This window comes from Mesorhizobium sp. M1004 (assembly GCF_040318795.1).
Taxonomy (GTDB): Bacteria; Pseudomonadota; Alphaproteobacteria; order Rhizobiales; family Rhizobiaceae; genus Mesorhizobium.
The window spans coordinates 160,931-181,172 of sequence record NZ_JAMYNB010000011.1 but is presented as its reverse complement, the minus strand read 5'-3'; the positions used below and the strand labels follow the sequence as shown (position 1 = coordinate 181,172).

General features: G+C 62.0%; 18 protein-coding genes. 11 read left to right on the top strand and 7 right to left on the bottom strand.

What is annotated here, in order from left to right:
* Nucleotides 1–271: 271 nt before the first annotated feature.
* Nucleotides 272–2,158 (bottom strand): ABC transporter ATP-binding protein/permease, encoded by a 1,887-nt coding sequence (locus tag NKH54_RS23050; RefSeq protein ID WP_353028974.1) that lies wholly within the window; start codon nucleotides 2,156–2,158, stop codon nucleotides 272–274.
* A 606-nt stretch (nucleotides 2,159–2,764) separates the two neighbouring features.
* Between NKH54_RS23050 and NKH54_RS23045 the strand changes: the two genes are divergently transcribed.
* Nucleotides 2,765–3,199 carry a hypothetical protein gene (locus NKH54_RS23045; protein ID WP_023816069.1) on the top strand — a complete coding sequence of 145 codons (435 nt, stop codon included), beginning with the start codon at nucleotides 2,765–2,767 and terminating at the stop codon, nucleotides 3,197–3,199.
* 120 nt (nucleotides 3,200–3,319) lie between these two features.
* Here the strand turns inward: NKH54_RS23045 and NKH54_RS23040 are convergent, their stop codons facing one another.
* Nucleotides 3,320–4,000 carry a DsbA family oxidoreductase gene (locus NKH54_RS23040; protein ID WP_353028973.1) on the bottom strand — a complete coding sequence of 227 codons (681 nt, stop codon included), beginning with the start codon at nucleotides 3,998–4,000 and terminating at the stop codon, nucleotides 3,320–3,322.
* Between the two features lie 49 nt (nucleotides 4,001–4,049).
* On the bottom strand, nucleotides 4,050–5,870 hold the full coding sequence (locus tag NKH54_RS23035) for an extracellular solute-binding protein (RefSeq protein WP_352444308.1): 1,821 nt from the start codon (nucleotides 5,868–5,870) through the stop codon (nucleotides 4,050–4,052).
* Nucleotides 5,871–6,130: 260 nt separating this feature from the next.
* Between NKH54_RS23035 and NKH54_RS23030 the strand changes: the two genes are divergently transcribed.
* Nucleotides 6,131–6,754: an invasion associated locus B family protein gene (locus tag NKH54_RS23030; protein ID WP_023668972.1), complete on the top strand. Its 624-nt coding sequence runs from the start codon at nucleotides 6,131–6,133 to the stop codon at nucleotides 6,752–6,754.
* 81 nt (nucleotides 6,755–6,835) lie between these two features.
* Here NKH54_RS23030 and hspQ read toward each other — a convergent pair whose 3' ends face one another.
* Nucleotides 6,836–7,159, bottom strand: a complete 324-nt coding sequence (hspQ, locus tag NKH54_RS23025; protein ID WP_023668971.1) for a heat shock protein HspQ — start codon at nucleotides 7,157–7,159, stop codon at nucleotides 6,836–6,838.
* Between the two features lie 224 nt (nucleotides 7,160–7,383).
* On the opposite strand from hspQ, the gene NKH54_RS23020 reads away from it, so the two are divergent.
* Nucleotides 7,384–8,346: an AEC family transporter gene (locus NKH54_RS23020; RefSeq protein ID WP_023714197.1), complete on the top strand. Its 963-nt coding sequence runs from the start codon at nucleotides 7,384–7,386 to the stop codon at nucleotides 8,344–8,346.
* Here the strand turns inward: NKH54_RS23020 and NKH54_RS23015 are convergent.
* Nucleotides 8,323–9,534 carry a UbiH/UbiF family hydroxylase gene (locus NKH54_RS23015; RefSeq protein WP_023714196.1) on the bottom strand — a complete coding sequence of 404 codons (1,212 nt, stop codon included), beginning with the start codon at nucleotides 9,532–9,534 and terminating at the stop codon, nucleotides 8,323–8,325. The genes NKH54_RS23020 and NKH54_RS23015 overlap by 24 nt on opposite strands.
* A gap of 95 nt (nucleotides 9,535–9,629) precedes the next feature.
* Between NKH54_RS23015 and NKH54_RS23010 the strand changes: the two genes are divergently transcribed.
* The 8 genes from NKH54_RS23010 to NKH54_RS22975 all read left to right on the top strand — a co-directional run bounded on the left by NKH54_RS23010 (nucleotide 9,630) and on the right by NKH54_RS22975 (nucleotide 17,922).
* Nucleotides 9,630–10,517, top strand: a complete 888-nt coding sequence (locus tag NKH54_RS23010) for a DUF2182 domain-containing protein (protein WP_023682520.1) — start codon at nucleotides 9,630–9,632, stop codon at nucleotides 10,515–10,517.
* A gap of 14 nt (nucleotides 10,518–10,531) precedes the next feature.
* Complete coding sequence (locus NKH54_RS23005; RefSeq protein WP_023706821.1) at nucleotides 10,532–11,146, top strand: DUF1326 domain-containing protein; 615 nt, start codon at nucleotides 10,532–10,534, stop codon at nucleotides 11,144–11,146.
* Nucleotides 11,143–11,973 carry a phosphatidylcholine synthase gene (pcsA, locus tag NKH54_RS23000; protein WP_023682522.1) on the top strand — a complete coding sequence of 277 codons (831 nt, stop codon included), beginning with the start codon at nucleotides 11,143–11,145 and terminating at the stop codon, nucleotides 11,971–11,973. The genes NKH54_RS23005 and pcsA overlap by 4 nt, the downstream gene beginning before the upstream one ends.
* Nucleotides 11,974–11,991: 18 nt before the next feature.
* Complete coding sequence (locus tag NKH54_RS22995) at nucleotides 11,992–12,969, top strand: quinone oxidoreductase family protein (protein WP_023682523.1); 978 nt, start codon at nucleotides 11,992–11,994, stop codon at nucleotides 12,967–12,969.
* Nucleotides 12,970–13,185: 216 nt separating this feature from the next.
* Nucleotides 13,186–14,763, top strand: a complete 1,578-nt coding sequence (locus tag NKH54_RS22990; protein ID WP_023682524.1) for an ABC transporter ATP-binding protein — start codon at nucleotides 13,186–13,188, stop codon at nucleotides 14,761–14,763.
* Nucleotides 14,760–15,884, top strand: coding sequence for an ABC transporter permease (locus NKH54_RS22985; protein WP_031193354.1), 1,125 nt, complete (start codon nucleotides 14,760–14,762; stop codon nucleotides 15,882–15,884). Before NKH54_RS22990 ends, NKH54_RS22985 begins: the two co-directional genes overlap by 4 nt.
* Nucleotides 15,884–16,804, top strand: a complete 921-nt coding sequence (locus NKH54_RS22980; protein ID WP_023682526.1) for an ABC transporter permease — start codon at nucleotides 15,884–15,886, stop codon at nucleotides 16,802–16,804. Before NKH54_RS22985 ends, NKH54_RS22980 begins: the two co-directional genes overlap by 1 nt.
* A 50-nt stretch (nucleotides 16,805–16,854) precedes the next feature.
* On the top strand, nucleotides 16,855–17,922 hold the full coding sequence (locus tag NKH54_RS22975; RefSeq protein WP_023668961.1) for a BMP family ABC transporter substrate-binding protein: 1,068 nt from the start codon (nucleotides 16,855–16,857) through the stop codon (nucleotides 17,920–17,922).
* A gap of 139 nt (nucleotides 17,923–18,061) precedes the next feature.
* Here the strand turns inward: NKH54_RS22975 and rimO are convergent, their stop codons facing one another.
* Together rimO and NKH54_RS22965 are read right to left on the bottom strand one after the other, a co-directional pair.
* Complete coding sequence (gene rimO, locus NKH54_RS22970; protein WP_023691314.1) at nucleotides 18,062–19,375, bottom strand: 30S ribosomal protein S12 methylthiotransferase RimO; 1,314 nt, start codon at nucleotides 19,373–19,375, stop codon at nucleotides 18,062–18,064.
* A gap of 141 nt (nucleotides 19,376–19,516) precedes the next feature.
* Nucleotides 19,517–20,176 (bottom strand): TerC family protein, encoded by a 660-nt coding sequence (locus tag NKH54_RS22965; RefSeq protein WP_023668959.1) that lies wholly within the window; start codon nucleotides 20,174–20,176, stop codon nucleotides 19,517–19,519.
* Nucleotides 20,177–20,242 lie beyond the last annotated feature (66 nt).

The following is a 20,242-nucleotide window of genomic DNA, read 5'->3' as shown; positions in this document are numbered from 1 at the left end:
GGCGGAACGTGAGCCGTTAGAGGTCACATCGAGGCGGACGGCGGTTGCGTTCGACTACTGTCGCCAGGCATGGCGCGGTGACCTTTCTGCTCGCGGGTTCGAGTTGGAATTCAGCGAGCGGGCGCAACATAGGAGCGCATCTTGGCGAGTCAATCGCGGGGGTGGCGGAAAACAGCCGGGAGCCGGCCCAATCGCGAGACTGTGATGATTATTGAAGGGGGAGGGAGCGAGTGCCCCGCCGCCAGTGGCGGAACGCGCTTCGGCGTGGCTGCTATTTCTGCTTCAGCCGGCGTGAAAAACGCATCCATTTGTCCTCGACCGGCCGCGGCTGCGTAAGGATGGTGGTGAGCTCGCGCGGAAGGTTCGGAACAAGCGGCCTCTTGGTGGCGACGCCGTCGGCGATCGCGACCACGCTATGGTAGAATTCCTCGCCCGAGGCCGAACGTGGCGCCACCGCCTCATGCATGATGCTGATCACCGTGACATCGGGACAATTGTCCTTGATGGCCTGGTGGAAGGCGATCTTCCCATCCGGATCGAGCGCGCCGGTCGCTTCGTCGAGGAACAGCAGACCGGGCTGCTGCACCACGATGCGGGCCACAACCAGCTTCTGCTTCTGGCCGCCGGACAGCAGCTGGTCCCAGATCTTTCCCTCGCGGCTTTCATCGGCCATGTGTTCGATGAAATCGCCAAGGCCGGCCTTGTGCAGGGCTGCCGCGACCTGCGCATCGCCATAGTCGTCCTCGGAGCCGGGCAGGCACACCAACTGCTTCAGCGACACCTGCTGCAGCTTGACCTCCTGGGCGGCATAGAAGCTCCTCACACCGTCAGGGAAGACGATGGTGCCGCGGCCATAAGGCCACAAGCCGTTGATCGCCTTGATCAGCGAAGTCTTGCCGCAGCCGGATTCGCCCTTGAGGAATGCCCACTCGCCGCGCCGAAAGCGCAGATTGGCTGCGCTCAGGAACGGCGTGGCGTCCTCGCCCTGATGCGCCAGTTCAAGCTTCTGGATTGTCAGGCCGAAGACCGGGTTCTGGCTGGCATAGTGGAAGTCGGAACGGCCGGTCTGGCTGTAGAATTCCTGCGGCTGTTGGACGTTTTCAATGGCGTGCGCCAATTCAATGACGCGCTGGCTGTTGGCCCGCAAGGTGGCGAGACTCGGCATGACATGGATGAACCAGGAACATTTGCTGATCAGCGCGTTGACCTGCTCGGAACCGGTTATGTAGCCCTTGAGGTCGACGCCGTTGTGGATGAACGGCACCAGACCAGGTCCGTAGGCGACAACTTTGGCCCCGACGAAATTATAGACCGATTCGAATCCCGCATAGAGGGTGTTGACGATGTTGAGCTTCGACCAGGTCGTATCGATATCGAGATAGAGCCGTCCATGTATCGTCTTTTGCACGTCTTCGCCTTGCGACGCCGACACATGGAAACTGCGGCGCAACAAAGTGATCAGCTCGCTGCGATAGGTGCCTTCGGCCTTCTGCATCCTGACGTTGAGCCACTCCAGCATTCCGCCGAGTTTGATCGCGATCCAGGTATTGACCGGCACGTAGATGGCAACCGCCAGCAGAGCGAGGACGGCGCTGCCATAGCTGCCGAGGGCATCCAGGCCTTTTACCTCCACGGAATTCGCCAGCAAAGCGCCGCCGACAAAATAAAGTGAGGTGAAGACGCCGAACACACCTTGGGCAAGCCCGATGGCGCCGCCCGCCATGTCTTTGATGGATTCCTGCACGCGCTGATCAATGTTGTCGGGCGCTGGCGCATCTGGCGAGCCATTCTGGGCGTGGTAGTGCGTATGGTTGGTATCGAGCAGCGCCGCATTGAAACGCGCGTTCAACCAGGCGCGCCATTTGCGATGCAATGTCGCCGATACAAATTTGCAGGCGCCTATGATTCCCATGTCCTTGAACACGACCAGCAGCACAAGCAGGCCGGCATTGGTGAGCACCGATTCAAGGGGCGTGGTATTCGCGGCGTCGTGAAAAAAAGCGATTGAGGCTGCCAGTTCGCCCGCCAACACGGTAAACCAGACGTCGGCCTTGCTCGACAGGGCTATGATGAGTGCGAGGACGACGGTGAGAGCCCAGGCCTCTCTCCACCGGTCCGAGAACCAGTAGGCCCGCATCAGTCCCCAGAAGGTCCGCATCGACGATACTGGCGTCAGGGGCGACGGCCCGGCGGGGGCGTCGCGGTTCCAAAGTGCCGATATTGAACGTCGCGGTCTGTCGACCCGAATCACAATCCCGCCCAAACCTTTTTTAGTTTTGTTACGGATAGTAACACCAATTGATCATTTTCTATGAATTTTATCCCGGCGAATGTGAGGCAGCCCACCCGCCGTTGCGATCAGGCAACAGTTGCTGCTGCGAGACCGCCGTCTTTGGGCCCAATTTGTCCTTTGTTTCAATGTGTTGCGAGAACGCTCAGGTGTGCGAAAATATTCCCTGGGGGAAGGCTCATACACGGCTTTGTGACCAAAAGGCCTGCCCGTCGGCCGGTTTTCCCACCGCGCGCTAACCGGATCGCCCGAAAAATTGGCCGTCCGTGATCGCCCCAGGCCGCCCGAATCATTTCACCGGCCATCATGGTTGGGCACGCAAGATCGTCGCTCCTGTAAAGCGACTGTTCATGAGGTGGCACGCGCTTTTTAGCTGCAGCTCAACACCGTTTGACAATCAAGCGCACTGGAATGAACCTCGTCGGGCACTGTCGGCACCAATGCATGTCCGGTCCCCAACAAGGAAGCTCCCCAATGCTTGCACACGCCGCCGCTCCCGCGATCCTGTCGCTCTTTGCCTGGCTGCCTCTGGCGCATGCCGGCAGCCAGACCATTCCGGCAAGCGCTGAAGGGCAAATCGAGTTCAATGCGCCGTCCGGCAACATCGGCTGCATCTACACGCCGAAGGGCGGCACCAGCACCTACGAGCCACAGGATGGCGGTCCGGAACTGAGCTGTTCGCGCGTCGAGCCCAGCTACGTCATCGTGATCCTTGGGCCGAACGGCCCCGCGACATTGATCAGGAATCCGGGAGAGCAGGGCTGCTGCAGCGATGTCGCGAAGCTGGCCTATGGCAACAGCTGGAGCAAAGGGCCGTTTAGCTGCCAGTCGTCAACCAAGGGACTGACCTGCACGGGCAGCAACGGCCACGGATTCTTCCTCAGCAAAGCCAAGGTAACGGTGAAATAACCCGAGCATGATCCCGAAAAGTGGTTGCCGGTTTTCTCGGACAAACGGGAAACCGTTTTGTCCAGAGATCATGCTCAGGAGATGGAGCCCATCCCGATTTCCATCGGGATGGAACAGGCTCTAGCCGGCCTTTTCAAGTTCGCCCTTGGCCTTGGCGGCCGCGACCTGGCGGATGGCATCAGCCAGCGTGTCGGCGTCCTGCGCGCCCATGACGGCGTATTTGCCTTCCAGCAGGAAGCACGGCACGCCAGTGATCCCCATCCGCGATGCCGTGGCGATTTCTGTGCGCACCTCCTCGACGTCGGCATCGGTCGGCAGGAGCGTTTCGACCACGGCAGCGTCCATGCCGGCCTCGCGGGCGGCATCGATCAGCACGGCGTGGTCGCCAATATTGCCGCCTTTCTCGAAATACAGTTGGAACAGCCGGCGCACGAGCCGGTTCTGCACGGCTTCACCGGCGGCACCGGCCCAGCGGATGACACGATGCGCGTCCAGCGTGTTGGCGGCGACCTTGATGGCGTCGAAAGCGAAATCGATGCCTTCGGCTTCGCCGAGCGGCTCTATGCGGGCATGCATCTGGCGGATGCGCTCGTCGCTGCCGAATTTGGCCAGCATGTATTCGCGCCGGTCCTTGCCCTCGGGCGGGATGGTCGGGTCGAGCTGGAACGGCCGCCAGCGCACATGAACCTCAACGTCGCCGGCAGCGGCAATCGCTTTATCCAGCCGCTTCTGGCCGACGAAGCACCAGGGGCAGACGACGTCGGAAACCACGTCGACGGAAATGGAATTGTCATCGCTCATCTTGATCTCCTGCAGCCGAACGTTTCAGCGAGACCGATCTCGGCCACGCTCAGTTCGGCTTGCGCCACCAGGTCGGCCATTGATAACCGAATATGGGCGTCTTTTTGGGATGGTCCAGGTAATTCCAGTAAGCGAGCCATTGCTGCGCGTTGTACTGCATCGGCACCATGTAATTGCCGGAGATCAGCAATCGGTCGAGCACGCGCACGGCGGCGACATAGTCTTCCTTGGTCCGTGCTCTCAGCATCGCGTCGATCGCCGCGTCGACCGCCGGATCGGCGACGCCGGCCAGATTGAATGAACCTTCTCTTTTGGCCTCTGAAGAACCCCAGCGAAGGTTCTGCTCCATACCGGGAGACAGCGAGTTGCTGAACCCGCTCGACCCGACAAGAACCTCAAAGTCGAAACGCTGCTTGCGCGACTGGATCTGGTCGGCCTCGAGGCTGCGGATGGTCACCGCGATGCCGATCTTTTCCAGCGAGCGCTGATAGATGGCGGCAAAGCGTTCATCGTCCTGCGACGCCGTCAGGATCTCGAAACCGAACGGGTTTCCCTTGGGATCCAGCAGGACGCCATCCCTAACGGCGTAGCCCTGGCTCTTCAGCAGGTCGAACGCCAGCTTCAGCACCTTGCGGTCCTGGCCGGTGCCGTCATTCACCGGAGGGCGCCAGCTGCCGTCCATGACATCGGCCGGCACGCGGCCGGGGTAGGGCGCCAGCAGCGCCTTTTCCCTGTCGCTGGCGGGATGGCCGAGCGCGGAAAGTTCGGAATTCTGCCAGTAGCTCATCGTGCGCGTGTACTTGCCGCCGAACAGGTTCTTGTTGGCCCATTCGAAGTCGTAGAGCATGCCGAGCGCGCGCCGCACCTCCGGATTGGAAAACTTCTCCAGTCGCGTGTTGAACAGGAACCCGGTCACCACGGGCGGTATGCCGGTGTCGAAGGTCTCGGCGATCACCTCGCCGCGATGAAAGGCGGGAAAATCGATGTCGCGCTCGCGCTTGACCGGATCGCCCTCATCGTAAATGGCGCAGATGCCTTTCTTGAACGCTTCCGTCTTGGCATTGGCGTTGAGGAAGTACTCGATGGTGATCTGGTCGTAATTGTCGAAGCCGCGCTTGGAAGGGATGTCCTTGCCCCAGTAATTCGGATTGCGCTTGAAGACGATGCGCTGTCCCGGCTGCACCTTGTCGATGGTGTAGGGACCGCTGCCGATCACCGGCTTCAGCGTCGTCTTGTCGAAGGTATCCTTGTTGAAGGCGTGCTTTGGGATGATCGGCGTCAGTGCGATGATCAAGGGGGTCTCGCGATTGGCCTTGTCGTTGAAGGTGAAGCGCACGCTGTGATCGCCGGTCTTTTCGAGCTTGGCGATCAGGCTCATGCGGTCCCTGTAGGGCGGGCGGCCCTTGTCGGTGAAGACATCGTAGGTGAACAGCACGTCATCCGGCGTCACCGGCTCGCCATCGGACCACTTTGCATTTGGGTTGAGATGGAACTCGATCGACTTGCGCTCGGGATCCATATCGGCTGTGTCTGCGAGCAGGCCATAGAGGCTGAAGGCCTCGTCGTAGTTGCGCATCATCAACGGCTCGAAGACGAGATTGCCGAAAATGAGGTCCTGCATGCCGCGCGCCGTGGTGCGCAGGCTCTTCAGGATGAACGGGTTCAGATTGTCGAAGCTGCCGACGACGCAGTAAGTGATGTTGCCGCCCTTGGGCGCATCGGGATTGACGTAGTCGAAATGCTGGTAGTCGGCTGGCAGCGCCGGCTCGCCCTGCATGGCGATGGCATGTTTCGGTTCCGACATCGCCACGCCGGGTGCAAAGGCGAAGAACGAGATTGCGGCGATCAGCCAAACAAGAATGCGGCCCATGACCGTCTCCTTACTGGGCGGCTTGATGATTCGGAGTGCACCCTAACATGGCGCCGCGGCGCTCCGGCCAGATACATCAATCCAAATCGCACGACCCAAATTGCGAGGCCAAGAATTGCAGGCGGCGGGCTGGATTCGGCTGCTCATGCAGTGTAACACGCGCTCCGAAGTCATTCTGTTGCCTCAATTCGGCAACAGGTAGCAGGACCACACGGCGCGAAGAAGCCGGTCCCGGGATCATTTGAGAGGAAATGCACGACATGACGAGCCTGAACAGCAACGCATACCGCCTTTCGGTCCTGGCCGCGGGCGTGGTCGGCTTTCTGGGCGCCGGACTTCCCACCGCTTCGGCACAGCAACAGATTCCGCAGGGTTGGTTCAAGGCCTGCACCAAGCAGGAAGATGTCGACATCTGCAATGTCCAGAACATCATCACTGCCGGCAACGGCCAGTTCGTCACCGGGGTCAGCCTGATCGAGTTGAAGGGCAAGGTAAACCGCAAGGTCTTCCAGGTCACGGTTCCCCCAGGTCGCCTGGTGCCCCCCGGCATCGCCCTGCAGATAGACGCCGGCAAGGCGACGAAGCTGGATTATGTCATTTGCTTCGCCGACCGTTGCGTTGCCGAAGTGCCGCTGACCGACGCGCTCGTCGCGTCCTTCAAGAAGGGACAGGCGATCACGCTGACCTCGATCAACTTCCAAAGTCAGCCAAATCCCATCAAGGTTGCCTTGACCGGCTTCAGCGGCGCCTTTGACGGCGCGCCGCTGCAGCAGTCGGACATCGAGGATCGGCAGAAAAAACTTCAGGATTTCGTCGTCAAGAACAACCAGGACTTCGCCAAGAAGCTCAAGGACGAGCAGGCCAAGGCCAAAGCCGCCAACTAATCGCCGGGACAGATACCGGAGCGACAAAAAGCGGGGTCATGCCCCGCTTTTTTGTTGTCGTCACGTCGATGCAAGGTGATGTCAGTGTCTCGACTGGCGTTTTGGCTCATAGCGTCCGTCGGGCCGCTTGTCGAACATCTCGCCGATCTGTGGATGCCGGACCGGTTCGCCCGATTGATCCTCGAGCAGGTTCTGCTCGGAGACATAGGCGATGTATTCGGTTTCCGAATTCTCGGCGAGCAGATGGTAGAACGGCTGGTCCTTGCGCGGCCGCACGTCGGCCGGGATGGCTTCGTACCATTCGTCGGTGTTGGCAAATTGCGGATCGACATCGAAAATGATGCCGCGGAACGGAAACAGCCGATGACGAACCACCTGTCCGATCGAAAATTTGGCCGTTTTCATCATACTCACCACTAAGCCTCTAGAGCGCCCGGCGTCCCCTCGAATGTGCGAAGAGCGCTCTAAGACTTTGAATTTACACACGCCGTGGCCAAAAATCGAGCCCGACTTAGGTCTGGGATCAGGCTTTATTTGGCGCAGATGGCGTGTCAGTTCAATGCCGAAGCGCTTGACGCCCGATGAAGCTACGGGCTAGCCCGGTCCCGGGGTTTCGGGCCAGGGCAAAAATGTCTGACATTGTCGGTCTTGTTATTCCGTTCTTCGGGCTGATTTTCATCGGCTTTCTGGTTGCGCGCATGACCAGGCAGCCGCTGGAAGCGCTTGGCTGGATGAACACCTTCATCGTCTATGTCGCGCTTCCTGCCCTGTTCTTCCAATTGCTTGCCCGCACGCCGTTCGAACAGTTGACGGAATGGCGCTTCATCTTCGGCTCGGTATTTTCCACCTACACGATCTTCTCGATCATGTTCGTATGGTCGGCGACGGCGTCGCGCGGCGAGATCGCCCAGTCGACGATCAAGGCGCTGGCCGCGGCCTACGGCAATATCGGCTATATGGGGCCGGGGCTGGCGCTGCTCGCCTTCGGCGAACAAGCGGCGGTCCCCGTTGCGCTGATCTTCTGCTTCGAAAATATCATGCATTTCGCCATCGCGCCGATGATGATGGCGCTGTCGGGCGACGACAAGACATCGCCGTGGCGGCTCATCCTCGGCGTAGTCAGGAAAATCGTCCTGCACCCGTTCATCATCGCGACCGCGCTTGGCGTCGGCGCCGCCTATCTCGGCTTTCACCCACCGCAGCCGGTCGATCGCCTGCTCGAATATCTGTCTCGGGCGGCCGCCCCTTGCGCCCTGTTTGCCATGGGCGTGACGCTTGCGCTCCGGCCCCTCAACCGCGTGCCGCATGAGTTGGCGTCGATCGCGGCGCTGAAGCTGATCCTGCATCCATCGCTCTGCTACGTCGTGCTGAGCTGGATCGGGAACTTTTCCGAAATCTGGGTTTTTTCAGCCGTGCTTTTGGCGGCATTACCGACTGCAACCAACGTCTTCGTCATCGCCCAGCAATATGGCGTCTGGGTGCAACGCGCCTCGGCCAGCGTCATGATCACCACCTGTCTCTCGGTGCTGACGGTGACCGGGCTGCTCTACATGATCCGCCACGGCATCTTACCGCCGGACCTGTTTCCCTGAACCGCCGGTAAGCGCCGCAAAGCCGCTGCCCGGCCTCAAGCCTTCGCGCATGAAAAAGGCGCGCAGCGGCGCGAAACTGCCGAGCACATTGAGGCCGGCGCTGCGTGCCATCTGCGCCGGCAACATGTCCGACAGCAACGACATGTTAAGCAGATTGACCGCGCCCGAACGCGCCAGAACGTCGGGACGGCGCCTGGAATCATAGGCGGCCAAAGCCCTTGCGGCGCCAGGGTCGCCGCGATTTTCGCGTGCGATTCCAATCAGATCCTCAACGTCCCTGATGCCGAGGTTGAGACCTTGGGCTCCGATCGGCGGGAACACATGTGCAGCCTCGCCGACCAGCGCCACACGGTTTTGCGCGAAGCGCCCCGGTGATGCCGCTGAAAGCGGGTAAATTTGTCGGCCGGGCTCAACCGACACCCGGCCCAGCATCGACTGCATCTGCTGCTCGACACGCTCGGAAAGTGTCACGTCATCGAGTGCGGCGAGGTCCTTCGCCGTCTCCGGTTTCACCACCCAGACGAGGCTGGAGCGGTTGCCGGGCAGCGGTACCTGGGTGAACGGCCCGGTCTCTGTGTGGAACTCGGTCGAGGTGAAACCATGCTCGCTGCGATGGCCGAAATTCAGCACCAGCGCCGCTTGGCGGTAGGATCGCACCGAGGCCACTATGCCCGCCGCCTCACGCGCCGGCGACAGGCGCCCATCGGCAGCGACCGCGAGCGAGGCCGAGACTTCGCGGCCATCAGCCAAAACGGCATGCGCCTGATCGGCGTCCAGACGCCAACTCTCGACCATCGACGTCAGCCATTCGATGCCGGAATGTGCCGCGACGGACTTGGCCAGCGTCGGGTTCAGCTCACTGTTGGGCAGGTTGAGCCCGAACTGCTCCTCGCCGATCTCTATGGCGCGAAAAGTCACCACCGGGCTGCGGATCAGCCGGCTGGTCGCATCGACGATGCGCATGACCTTCAGCGGCGCGGCCTTCGGCGCAAGTTCGGCCAGCACGCCCAGCCGATCGAGAACCTTGAGAGCAGGGTTCATCAGCGCCGTGGTCCGGCCATCGGGCCCGCCTGCTTCGGGTCCGACCAGGGTTACCGGAAAGCCCGCCTCGGCGAAACCGAGCGCCGCGATCAGTCCGGCAGGGCCGCTGCCGGCTACCAGTATCCGTGCTGTCTCGCGATGATCCAAATTGGACTTCCAGTTTGCGATGCAGGTGTCTACCCATGGATATAGGTCAGACCATGCGGCTTGATCAACGCGGCGATTAGGCTCATTCGGTTGTCATGACCGGCCAGCAGGACGATTTCAGCCATCTCGACCGCGCCGGCCGCGCCACGGCAAGCCTGGCCCGCAGCCCCCGCCTGACGGTCAACATCGCCATCGTCGGCGGCATTCTGCTCGCCTGGTTCATTCTCGGCGCCATGGCGATCCGCGGCGCCGAAGGCCGGCTCCCCGGCGTACCAGGCGATGTGGTCCTGCGATATCTGCCGCAACTGCCGCTGCCGGATGTCCTCGACCGCTTCTTCGGCATGTGCCTGATGCCCGCACCACTTGATGCCGGCGGCGCACCGGTTCTGGCGCTGATCGTGATGTGGTTTTTGATGGCCGTGGCGACGATGCTGCCGTCGGCGGCGCCGATGATCCGTACCTATTGTGAAATCGCCGACACCGCCCGCATCAAGGGCGAGCCGGTGGCCCACCCGCTGGTCCTGGTCGCCGGCTACCTCTCGACATGGCTTGTCGCCTCTATCGGCTTCGCGGTGCTGACGTTGCTCGTCCACGCATTTGCGTCCTCCGCTCGATTGCTCGATGCGGTGAGCGGCCTTGCCGCGGCGGCCGCGCTGCTGGTTGCCGGCCTCTACCAGTTCAGCAGCCTCAAGCAGGCCTGCCTGACAGAATGCCGGAACCCGTTCTCGACACTGTTTTCCAACTGGAGCGCGGAGCCGGGTGGCATCTTCCGGCTAGGGCTGAAGCAGGGCCTGTGGTGCCTCGGCTGCTGCTGGGCGCTGATGCTGGTGATGTTTGCCGTCGGCGCGATGAACGTGTTCTGGATGGCGCTGATCGGCCTGTTCACATTGATCGAAAAACAGACCACCGGCAGCCTTCCAACCCGAGTGGCCGGTGCGATACTGCTTGTCTGGGCAGTCGCCCTGCTAGTAGTCTCGGCATGACGGGGGATAATTCCATGGCAGAGCAAGGCTGGGCAATGAAAGGAGAGCTCGTACTCTCCTGCAATTGCACGGTTTTTTGTCCTTGCGTACTGTCGCTTGGCAGCCATCCGCCGACGGAGGGTTATTGCCAGACCTGGGCGGGCTTCCGCATCGACGCAGGCCATTTCGGCGAGGTCGACCTGTCCGGCCTCAATCTCGGTCTGGTCATGGAAATCCCAGGCTATATGAGCCGCGGCAACTGGACCGCAGGCCTGTTCATCGACAAGCAAGCCTCCGTCTATGCGGTGAAAGCGCTGACCAGGATCTTCACCGGGAAGGCCGGCGGAACCACCGCGCTGTTGTCGATCCTTGTCGGCAAGTTCCTCGGCGTCGAGCAGGTGCCGATCACCTACGAGACGCGTGACAAGACCCGTATTTTCCAGATACCGAAGATCATCGACGGGGCGGTCACACCGATTCCCGGCAAGGATCGCGAGAAGGATACCGTGATCGGCAACTCGGAATACTGGATCGCGCCGGAGATCATCGTGGCCAGGTCCGATAAGAGCAAGATGCGGGCTTTCGGCCGCAACTGGAACTTTGCCGGCCGCTCGGCCGAAATCTGCAAACTGGATTGGCGGGGCCCGTGAGCAAGAACACAACGGCCAGAAACGCCGCCAAAAAGATCACCGACCGGATACCCAGGCCGAAGAAAAAGGTCACCTGGCCGCAGGCGCGGGCATTCTCGGTGCATCTGTTGACCGCGTCTGGCTCGTTCCTGGCTTTCCTGTCGCTGGTGGCGGCAAGCGAGCAACGCTGGACGGCGATGTTCTGGTGGCTGGGGTTGGCGCTGTTCGTCGACGGCATAGACGGGCCGATCGCGCGCAAGCTCGAGGTCAAGGAGATTTTGCCGACCTGGTCGGGCGAGCTCCTCGACAACATCATCGACTATGTCACTTACGTGCTGATCCCGGCCTTCGCACTCTACCAGCGCGGCTTCATGGGCGAAGGGCTGTCGTTCCTGTCGGCGGCCATCATCGTGGTGTCCAGCGCCATCTATTATGCCGACACCGGAATGAAGACGAAGGAGAACTTCTTCAAAGGCTTTCCGGTGGTCTGGAACATGGTCGTGTTCACGCTGTTCGTCATCGAGCCCGGACAGTGGGTGTCCTTCGGCGTCGTCGTGGCGGCCGGCATCCTGACCTTCGTGCCGATCAACTTCATCCATCCCGTGCGGGTGGTGCGGCTGCGGCCAATCAATCTTGGCATGACGCTGCTCTGGTGCGCTTTCGGTGCGCTGGCGCTGGCGCAGGCGGCCCTTGCCGCCTTCTACGACCAGATCGGCGTTTTGGGCGAACAGGTCGGCGTCTTTACCAAGGTCGGCATCACCATCACCGGACTTTACCTCGCCTGCATCGGCGGTATCATGCAGTTCTTCCCCAAACTCGGCGCCAAGCCGGACACTAAGAAAGCCTGACCGCAGGAAAGCCCACAAATGTCCAAAGCAATCCGTATCCACGCCCATGGCGGTCCGGAAGTCCTGACCTATGAAGACGCCGATCCGGGGCAACCCGGCGCCGGGCAGATCCTGGTCAGGCACACCGCGATCGGCCTCAATTTCATCGATGTCTATCACCGCATCGGCCTCTATCCGCCGCCCGGCGGCTTCCCGCTGATCCCGGGCGGCGAGGCGGCAGGTGTGGTTCTCGAGGTCGGCGCAGGCATCGACTGGCTGAAGCCGGGCGACCGCATCGCCTATGCCGTCAATGTCGGTGCCTATGCCGAACAGCGCATTGTCGCCGCCGACCGCGTGGTCAAGGTACCGGACCGCATCAGCGACGAACAGGCCGCCGGCATGATGCTTAAAGGCATGACGGCGGAGTATCTGTTGCGCCGGACCTTCAAGGTGAAGGCAGGCGACACCATCCTGTTTCATGCCGCCGCCGGCGGCGTCGGGCTGATCCTGGGACAATGGGCAAAACATCTCGGCGCCACCGTGATCGGCACGGCAAGCTCAACCGACAAGATCGAGCTCGCCAAGGCGCATGGCTTCGACCATGTCATCAACTACAAGGAGCAGGATTTCGTCGCCGGCGTCGCCGCCATCACCGGCGGCAAGAAATGTGACGTCGTCTACGATTCGGTCGGCAACGACACATTCCCGGCCTCGCTCGACTGTCTGAAGCCGCTCGGCATGTTCGTCTCTTTCGGTCAGTCCTCTGGACCGATCCCGCCATTTTCGATGTCGGTGCTGGCGCAGAAGGGCTCGCTGTTCGCTACCAGGCCGACGCTGTTCGTCTACAACGCCAAGCGTGAAGACCTCGAAATCTCCGCCGCGGCATTGTTCGATGTGGTGTTGAGCGGCGCGGTCGAGATCAAGATCAACCAGCGCTATGCGCTGAAGGACGCCGGCAAGGCGCAAGCCGATCTCGAAGGGCGCAAGACCACGGGTACGACAATACTGATCCCCTGACGGAGGTTTGCCTTCCTTTCAGTGCTTTGCCGCGGCGCCCAGGCACTGTTTGCACGAAAAACCGGTCGGTCGGTTTGTTGTGCGAAACGGGTCTATCTTTACCCCTTGAGTTTCCGCTGAAATTCTTGAAGCTCTTTCAAGGTGGGTGCTGCTTTCGCACGAGAGCGGCCAGCGCATACGATGTTGGCGGGAACACAGAACATGTCCGGGAACCGGATGGGAGGCACTGTGAGTGCAGATCATGATGGAGCGAACCTGCTTGAGGTTCGTGGCCTGACCAAGATATTCGGCACGCTGACGGCGTGCGATCATATCGACCTCAACATCGCCAAGGGCGAGATCCACGCGCTGCTTGGCGAAAACGGCGCCGGCAAGTCGACGCTGGTCAAGATGCTGTTCGGCTCGCTGGAGCCCAATTCCGGCGAGATATTCTGGAACGGGGAAGCGGTGCGGATCACCAGTCCGGGCATGGCGAAGAAGCTCGGCATCGGCATGGTGTTTCAGCACTTTTCGCTGTTCGAGGCGCTGACCGCGGCCGAGAATATCGCTCTGTCTCTGGATGACGGCTCACCGATCAGCTCGATCGCGGCCAAGGCGAGGGCGCTTTCCTTCAGCTATGGCCTGCCGCTCGATCCGGACTCGCTGGTCGGCGATCTCTCGGTCGGCGAACGCCAGCGCATCGAGATCATCCGCTGCCTGTTGCAGACGCCGCAGCTCATCATCCTCGACGAGCCGACCTCGGTGCTGACGCCGCAGGAAGCCGACAAGCTGTTCGAGACGCTGGAGCGCCTGCGCTCCGAGGGCAAATCCATCCTCTACATTTCGCACCGGCTGGAAGAGGTCAAACGCATTTGCGACCGCGCGACCGTGCTGCGTCACGGCAAGGTCGTCGGCCATTGCAATCCGCGCGAGGAAACGGCTTCGTCGCTGGCCCGCATGATGGTCGGCAACGAGGTGAAGGCCGTGGTGCGTGCGCCGGCCGAAGGCATCGAGACCGCGCAGCCGCTGCTCGAAATCCGCGCCCTCAGCCGCAAGCCGGCAACGCCGTTTTCGATTCCGCTGAAGAATATCAACCTCACTGTGCGCGCCGGCGAGGTGATCGGCATTGCCGGTGTCGCCGGCAACGGCCAGGGCGAGTTCTTCGAATCCGTCTCCGGCGAGGTGCTGCAGCAGGACGCCGCATCCGTGCGCATCCGCGGCAAGGATGCCGGCTCGCTCTCGATCACAGGCCGGCGGCTGATGGGCGCTGCCTTCGTGCCGGAAGAACGCCTCGGCCATGGCGCGGCGCCACGCATGAAGCTTTCGGAAAACCTGCTTCTGTCGCGGCACGCCACCGACGGCAAGGTTTTTGTCGGCGCCGGCGGCGCCGTCAAAAGCGGTGCGGTCTATGCCGCCGCCCAGCGCATCATCGTGGCGATGGATGTGCGCAAGAGCGCGCCCGATCCGGAAGCTGCGGCCCTTTCGGGCGGCAATTTGCAGAAATTCATCGTCGGTCGCGAACTCGACCGCAGCCCTGCCGTCATGGTCGTCAACCAGCCGACCTGGGGCGTCGACGCCGGTGCCGCCGCCCACATCCGCCAGGCGCTGATCGAACTGGCGCGCAGCGGCTCGGCAGTTCTGGTCATCAGCCAGGACCTCGATGAGCTGTTCGAGATTTCGGACGCGATCGCGGTCATGCACAATGGCGAATTGTCCAAACCGCTGCCGATCGCCGAGGCAACTTTCGAAAAGGTCGGTCTGTTGATGGGCGGCGCCGAGCCTGGCCACGCCGAACATGGTCTGGAGACGGCATGATGCGCCTCGAACTCGTCAAACGCCCGCAGCGCTCTATGCTCTTTTCGGCGCTGTCGCCCTTCATCGCCTTCGCCCTAACGATCATCGCCGGCGCGGTTCTGTTCGCGCTGCTCGGCGTCAACCCGCTGAGCGCATTTGAGATCTATTTCATCGAGCCGATCAGCCAGGTCTGGCAGCTGCATGAGCTGGCGATCAAGGCCGCGCCGTTGATCCTGATCGCGGTCGGCCTGTCGGTCTGTTACAAGGCCAACATCTGGAACATCGGCGCTGAGGGACAGTTCATCCTCGGCGGCATTTTCGGCTCGGCCATTCCGGTGCTGTTTCCCGGGTTCGAAGGCCCGCTGGTGCTGCCGCTGATGCTGTTGTTCGGCATGGTCGGCGGTGCCGCCTATGCAGCAATCCCGGCTCTCTTGAAGACGCGCTTCGGCACCAACGAAATCCTGACCAGCCTGATGCTGGTCTATGTCGCCCAGCTTTTCCTCGACTGGCTGGTGCGCGGCCCCTGGCGCGATCCACAGGGCCACGGTTTCCCGCAGACGATCCAGTTCAATGACTCGGCGGTCCTGCCGGAACTGATGCCGGATGCCGGCCGCGCCAATTGGGGTTTTGTCTTCGCGCTTGTTGCAGCCGTGCTGATCTGGGTGCTGATGAGCCGCCTGCTCAAGGGTTTTGAGGTCCGCGTGCTCGGCTCCAGCCCGAGGGCAGGGCGCTTCGCCGGTTTCGGCCTCAACCGCATGGTGTTCTTCGCCTTCCTGCTGTCAGGCGCGCTGGCTGGGCTTGCCGGCATTTCGGAAGTCTCCGGCGCCATCGGCCAGCTCCAGCCGGTGATCTCGCCCGGCTACGGCTTCACCGCCATTATTGTCGCGTTCCTCGGCCGGCTCAATCCGCTCGGCATTGTCGCCGCCGGCCTGGTGCTGGCGTTGACCTATCTCGGCGGCGAGGCGGTGCAGAGCGCGCTCGGCATTTCCGACAAAGTGGCACGCGTGTTCCAGGGCATGCTTTTGTTCTTCGTGCTCGGCTGCGACACGCTCATCCACTATCGCATCCGTCTGGTCGGCATGGCGCTGACGAAAAGCGCGGCGAAGCTTGAAGCCGCGCCGAAGTTGAAGGAAGCCCGCTGATGGACATCGCCGTCAACATCCTTTTGACCATCGCCACGGCGGCGACGCCGCTTTTAATAGCGGCCATCGGCGAACTGGTGGTCGAGCGCTCCGGCGTGCTCAACCTCGGCGTCGAAGGCATGATGATCATGGGCGCCGTCGGCGGCTTCGGAGCCGGCTATCTCACGGGATCGCCCTGGATGGGCCTGTTGGCGGCAATTGCCATGGGCGCGGTGTTCTCGCTGCTGTTTGCGGTGATGACGCTGTCGCTCGCCACCAATCAGGTGGCGACCGGCCTGTCGTTGACGCTGCTCGGCCTCGGCCTTTCCGGCATGATGGGGACCAGCTTCGTCGGCCAGCCCGGCGAGCGGCTGCCAAACCTCTACGTTCCGGTGCTCACCGACATTCCCGTGGTCGGCAGGCTGTTGTTCGGCCAGGACCCGATCTTCTACATCTCGATCGCGCTGACGGCGGCCGTCATGTGGTTCCTGTTCAAGACCCGCACCGGCCTCACTCTGCGCTCGATCGGCGACAGCCACACATCGGCGCATGCGCTCGGCATCAAGGTCATCCGCTACCGCTATCTCGCGGTCATCTTCGGCGGCGCCTGCGCCGGCCTTGCCGGCGGCCATCTGTCGCTGGTCTACACGCCGCAATGGGTGGAGAACATGAGCGCGGGCCGCGGCTGGATCGCGCTGGCGCTGGTCGTCTTCGCCTCCTGGCGGCCGTGGCGCGTGCTCGCCGGCGCCTACATCTTCGGCGCGGTGTGGATCGGCCAGCTTCATGCACAGGCATTTGGCATTCCGGTGCCTTCGCAGCTGCTTTCTTCTCTGCCCTATCTGGCAACCGTCGTGGTTCTCGTTCTAATCTCGCGCAACAAGCGTCTGACGATGATGAACACGCCGGCTTCCTTGGGGCAGCCATTCGTTCCGGATCGTTGACAACAAAAACAAACGGGAAGCTCCAAGGCTAAACTCAGAGAGGTAACACAATGAAAAAACTGTTTATCGCGTTGATGACCACGACCGCCGCCATGTCACTGGCGGCGTCGGCGCAGGCCGCCGACAAGTTGAAGGCATGCTGGGTCTACACCGGCCCGATCGGCGATTTCGGCTATTCCTACCAGCACGACCAAGGCCGCCTCGAGGTGGAGAAGGCGCTCGGCGACAAGGTCGAAACCGCCTATCTCGAGAACGTCTCGGAAGGTCCCGATGCCGATCGCGCTTTCGAGCGTCTGGCGCGCGAAGGCTGCAAGATCATCTTCGGCACCTCTTTCGGCTTCATGGACCCGGAAGTGAAGGTCGCCAAGAAGTTCCCCAAAGTGATGTTCGAGCACGCCACCGGCTACAAGACCGCTGACAATCTCGGCATCTACAATGCGCGCTTCTATGAAGGCCGCTACGTGCTCGGCCAGATCGCCGCCAAGGAATCGAAGGCAGGGGTCGCCGGCTATATCGTTTCTTTCCCGATCCCCGAAGTGGTGATGGGCATCAACTCCTTCATGCTCGGCGCGCAGTCGGTCAACCCGAACTTCAAGGCCAAGATCGTCTGGGTGAACTCCTGGTTCGATCCGGGCAAGGAAGCCGACGCGGCCAAGGCGCTGTTCGACCAGGGCGCCGACATCATCGTCCAGCACACCGATTCCACTGCGGCACTGCAGGTGGCGGAAGAGCGCAAGCTGCACGGCTTCGGCCAGTCCTCCGACATGATCAAGTTCGCGCCGAACGCGCAGCTGACCTCGCTGACAGACGAATGGGGGCCGTATTACATCAGCCGCGTTCAGGCGGCGCTCGACGGCACCTGGAAGCCTGACAATGTCTGGCTCGGCATCAAGGACGGCGCCGTCAAGCTGGCGCCCTTCACCAACATGCCGGACGATGTGAAGGCGATGGCCGAGGCAACCGCCAAGAAAATCGCAGATGGCTGGAACCCCTTCACAGGACCGGTCGCCAAGCAGGACGGCACGCCGTGGCTCAAGGACGGCGAAGTAGCCGACGACGGCACGCTGCTCGGCATGAACTTCTATGTGAAGGGCGTCGACGACAAGTTGCCGCAGTAAGTATCGGAAACGCAAAAGAGAAGGGGCGCCGCCCGGCGCCCTTTTTCACTTCGCGGGCTGCACGCTTCGACTGCGAAACCGCGCCGAGGGCTGTGCCAAAAATCCGAGGGCGCCGGGAGGCGCCCTTTTTGGTAATTTTCTAAACCGCCGAGCCGTAAAGGTCGTAGGCGTCGGCGCGGTCGATCTTGACCGTGACGATGTCGCCTTGGCGCAGCGGCCGGCGCGACTGGATATGCACCGAACCGTCGATCTCGGGCGCGTCGTATTTTGTCCGGCCCTTGGCAGACGTGCCATGCGCCTCGTCGATCAGCACCGGCAGGCGCTTGCCGACCTTCTTGGCCAGCTGCGTCGCCGAGATCTTCTGCTGGCGCTGCATGAAGCGATGCCAGCGCGCTTCCTTGATCTCCTGCGGCACCTGTTCGAGGCCGAGATCGTTGGAGCGGGCGCCGCGGACCGGCTCGTATTTAAAGCAGCCGGCGCGATCGATCCTGGCCTCGTCCAGCCAGTCGAGCAGCATCTCGAAATCCTCGTCGGTCTCGCCGGGGAAACCGACGATGAATGTCGAGCGTATCGCCAGATCCGGGCACACCTCGCGCCAGCCGCGAATGCGCTCCAGCGTCTTTTCGCCATGGGCTGGACGGCGCATGTTCTTCAGCACCTGCGGCGAGGCGTGCTGGAAGGGGATGTCCAGATAGGGAAGGATTTTTCCATCCGCCATCAGCGGGATGACATCGGCGACATGCGGGTAGGGGTAGACATAGTGCATGCGTACCCAGATGCCGAGCTTGCCCAGCTCCTCCGACAGGTCGAGGAATTTCGCCCGCACTTCGCGGTCGCCGAACATCGACGTCTGGTACTTGATGTCGATGCCGTAGGCGCTGGTGTCCTGCGAGATGACCAGCAATTCCTTGACCCCGGCCTTGGCCAGCTTCTCGGCCTCGCGCAGCACATCGGCCGCCGGGCGCGAGACGAGGTCGCCGCGCAGTGCGGGAATGATGCAGAAGGTGCAGCGGTTGTTGCAGCCTTCGGAAATCTTGAGATAGGCGTAGTGGCGCGGCGTCAGCTTGACGCCTTGCGGCGGCAGAAGGTCGATATAGGGATCGTGGCTGGGCGGCGCCGCCTCATGCACCGCGGCCATCACGCTCTCATAGGCCTGCGGGCCGGTGATGGCGAGGACGTTGGGGTGCTTCTCTCGGATGACGTCCGGCTCGGCGCCGAGGCAGCCGGTGACGATCACCCGGCCGTTTTCCGAAAGCGCCGAACCAATGGCGTTGAGCGATTCGTCGCGGGCTGAGTCGAGAAAGCCGCAGGTGTTGACGACGACAAGGTCGGCGCCGTCATGCTTGCGTGCGATCTCATAGCCTTCGGCGCGCAGGCGCGTGATGATGCGCTCGGAATCCACAAGCGCCTTCGGGCATCCAAGGCTGACGAAACTGACGCGAGGCGCAGACATGAGAAAACATCCGGGGTTTTTCGGGATCGGCGGCCAGTACCACACTTATTGCGGCATTGGTATGGGCAGCGGCTGCGGCGAACGCGACCACTGCCTCCGGCAGATACCCATGCTGCTACAGAAGCTGTGGGACCGGCAGCGTCAGCTCACCACAGGACTGACATGCGGCCAGACCTCGACAACGCCGCGATAGACCATATCGATCGCGACGTAGAGAATGATCAGCAAGCCGACATAGGCGATCCAGCGGTGGCGATGCAGCAGCTTGGCAATGAAGCTCGCGGCCAAGCCCATCAAGGCAATCGACAGCACCAGGCCTATGACAAGCACGGGAAAATGATCGCGCGCCGCACCGGCGACCGCCAGCACATTGTCCAGCGACATCGAAACATCGGCGACGACGATCTGCAGGGCCGCCTGGCCGAGCGTCTTGCGCGGCGCCTTGCCACCCACCGTTCTGTCGCTGTTGAGGTCGGAATCGGAGAGCGCCTCGGTCGCCTCGAACTCGTCGGCATGCGACGTCCGCAGCTCGCGCCACATCTTCCAGCACACCCACAACAAAAGGATGCCGCCGGCCAGCAGCAGGCCGACAATGGCAAGAAGCTTGACGGTGACGGCGGCAAACAGGATGCGCAGCACAGTCGCCGCCAACACGCCGATCAGGATGGCTTTCTTGCGCTGCTCGACCGGCAGGCCGGCGGCGGCAAGGCCGATGACGATGGCATTGTCGCCGGCAAGCACCAGATCGATAGCGATGACCTGGAGGAGGGCCGTCATGCTTGCAGCGCTGAAAATGTCCATCGACCGGAGCCCCTTGCTGTATCGGCGTGTTCGTCGTCGGATATGCCGACGCCCTAACGTGTATGG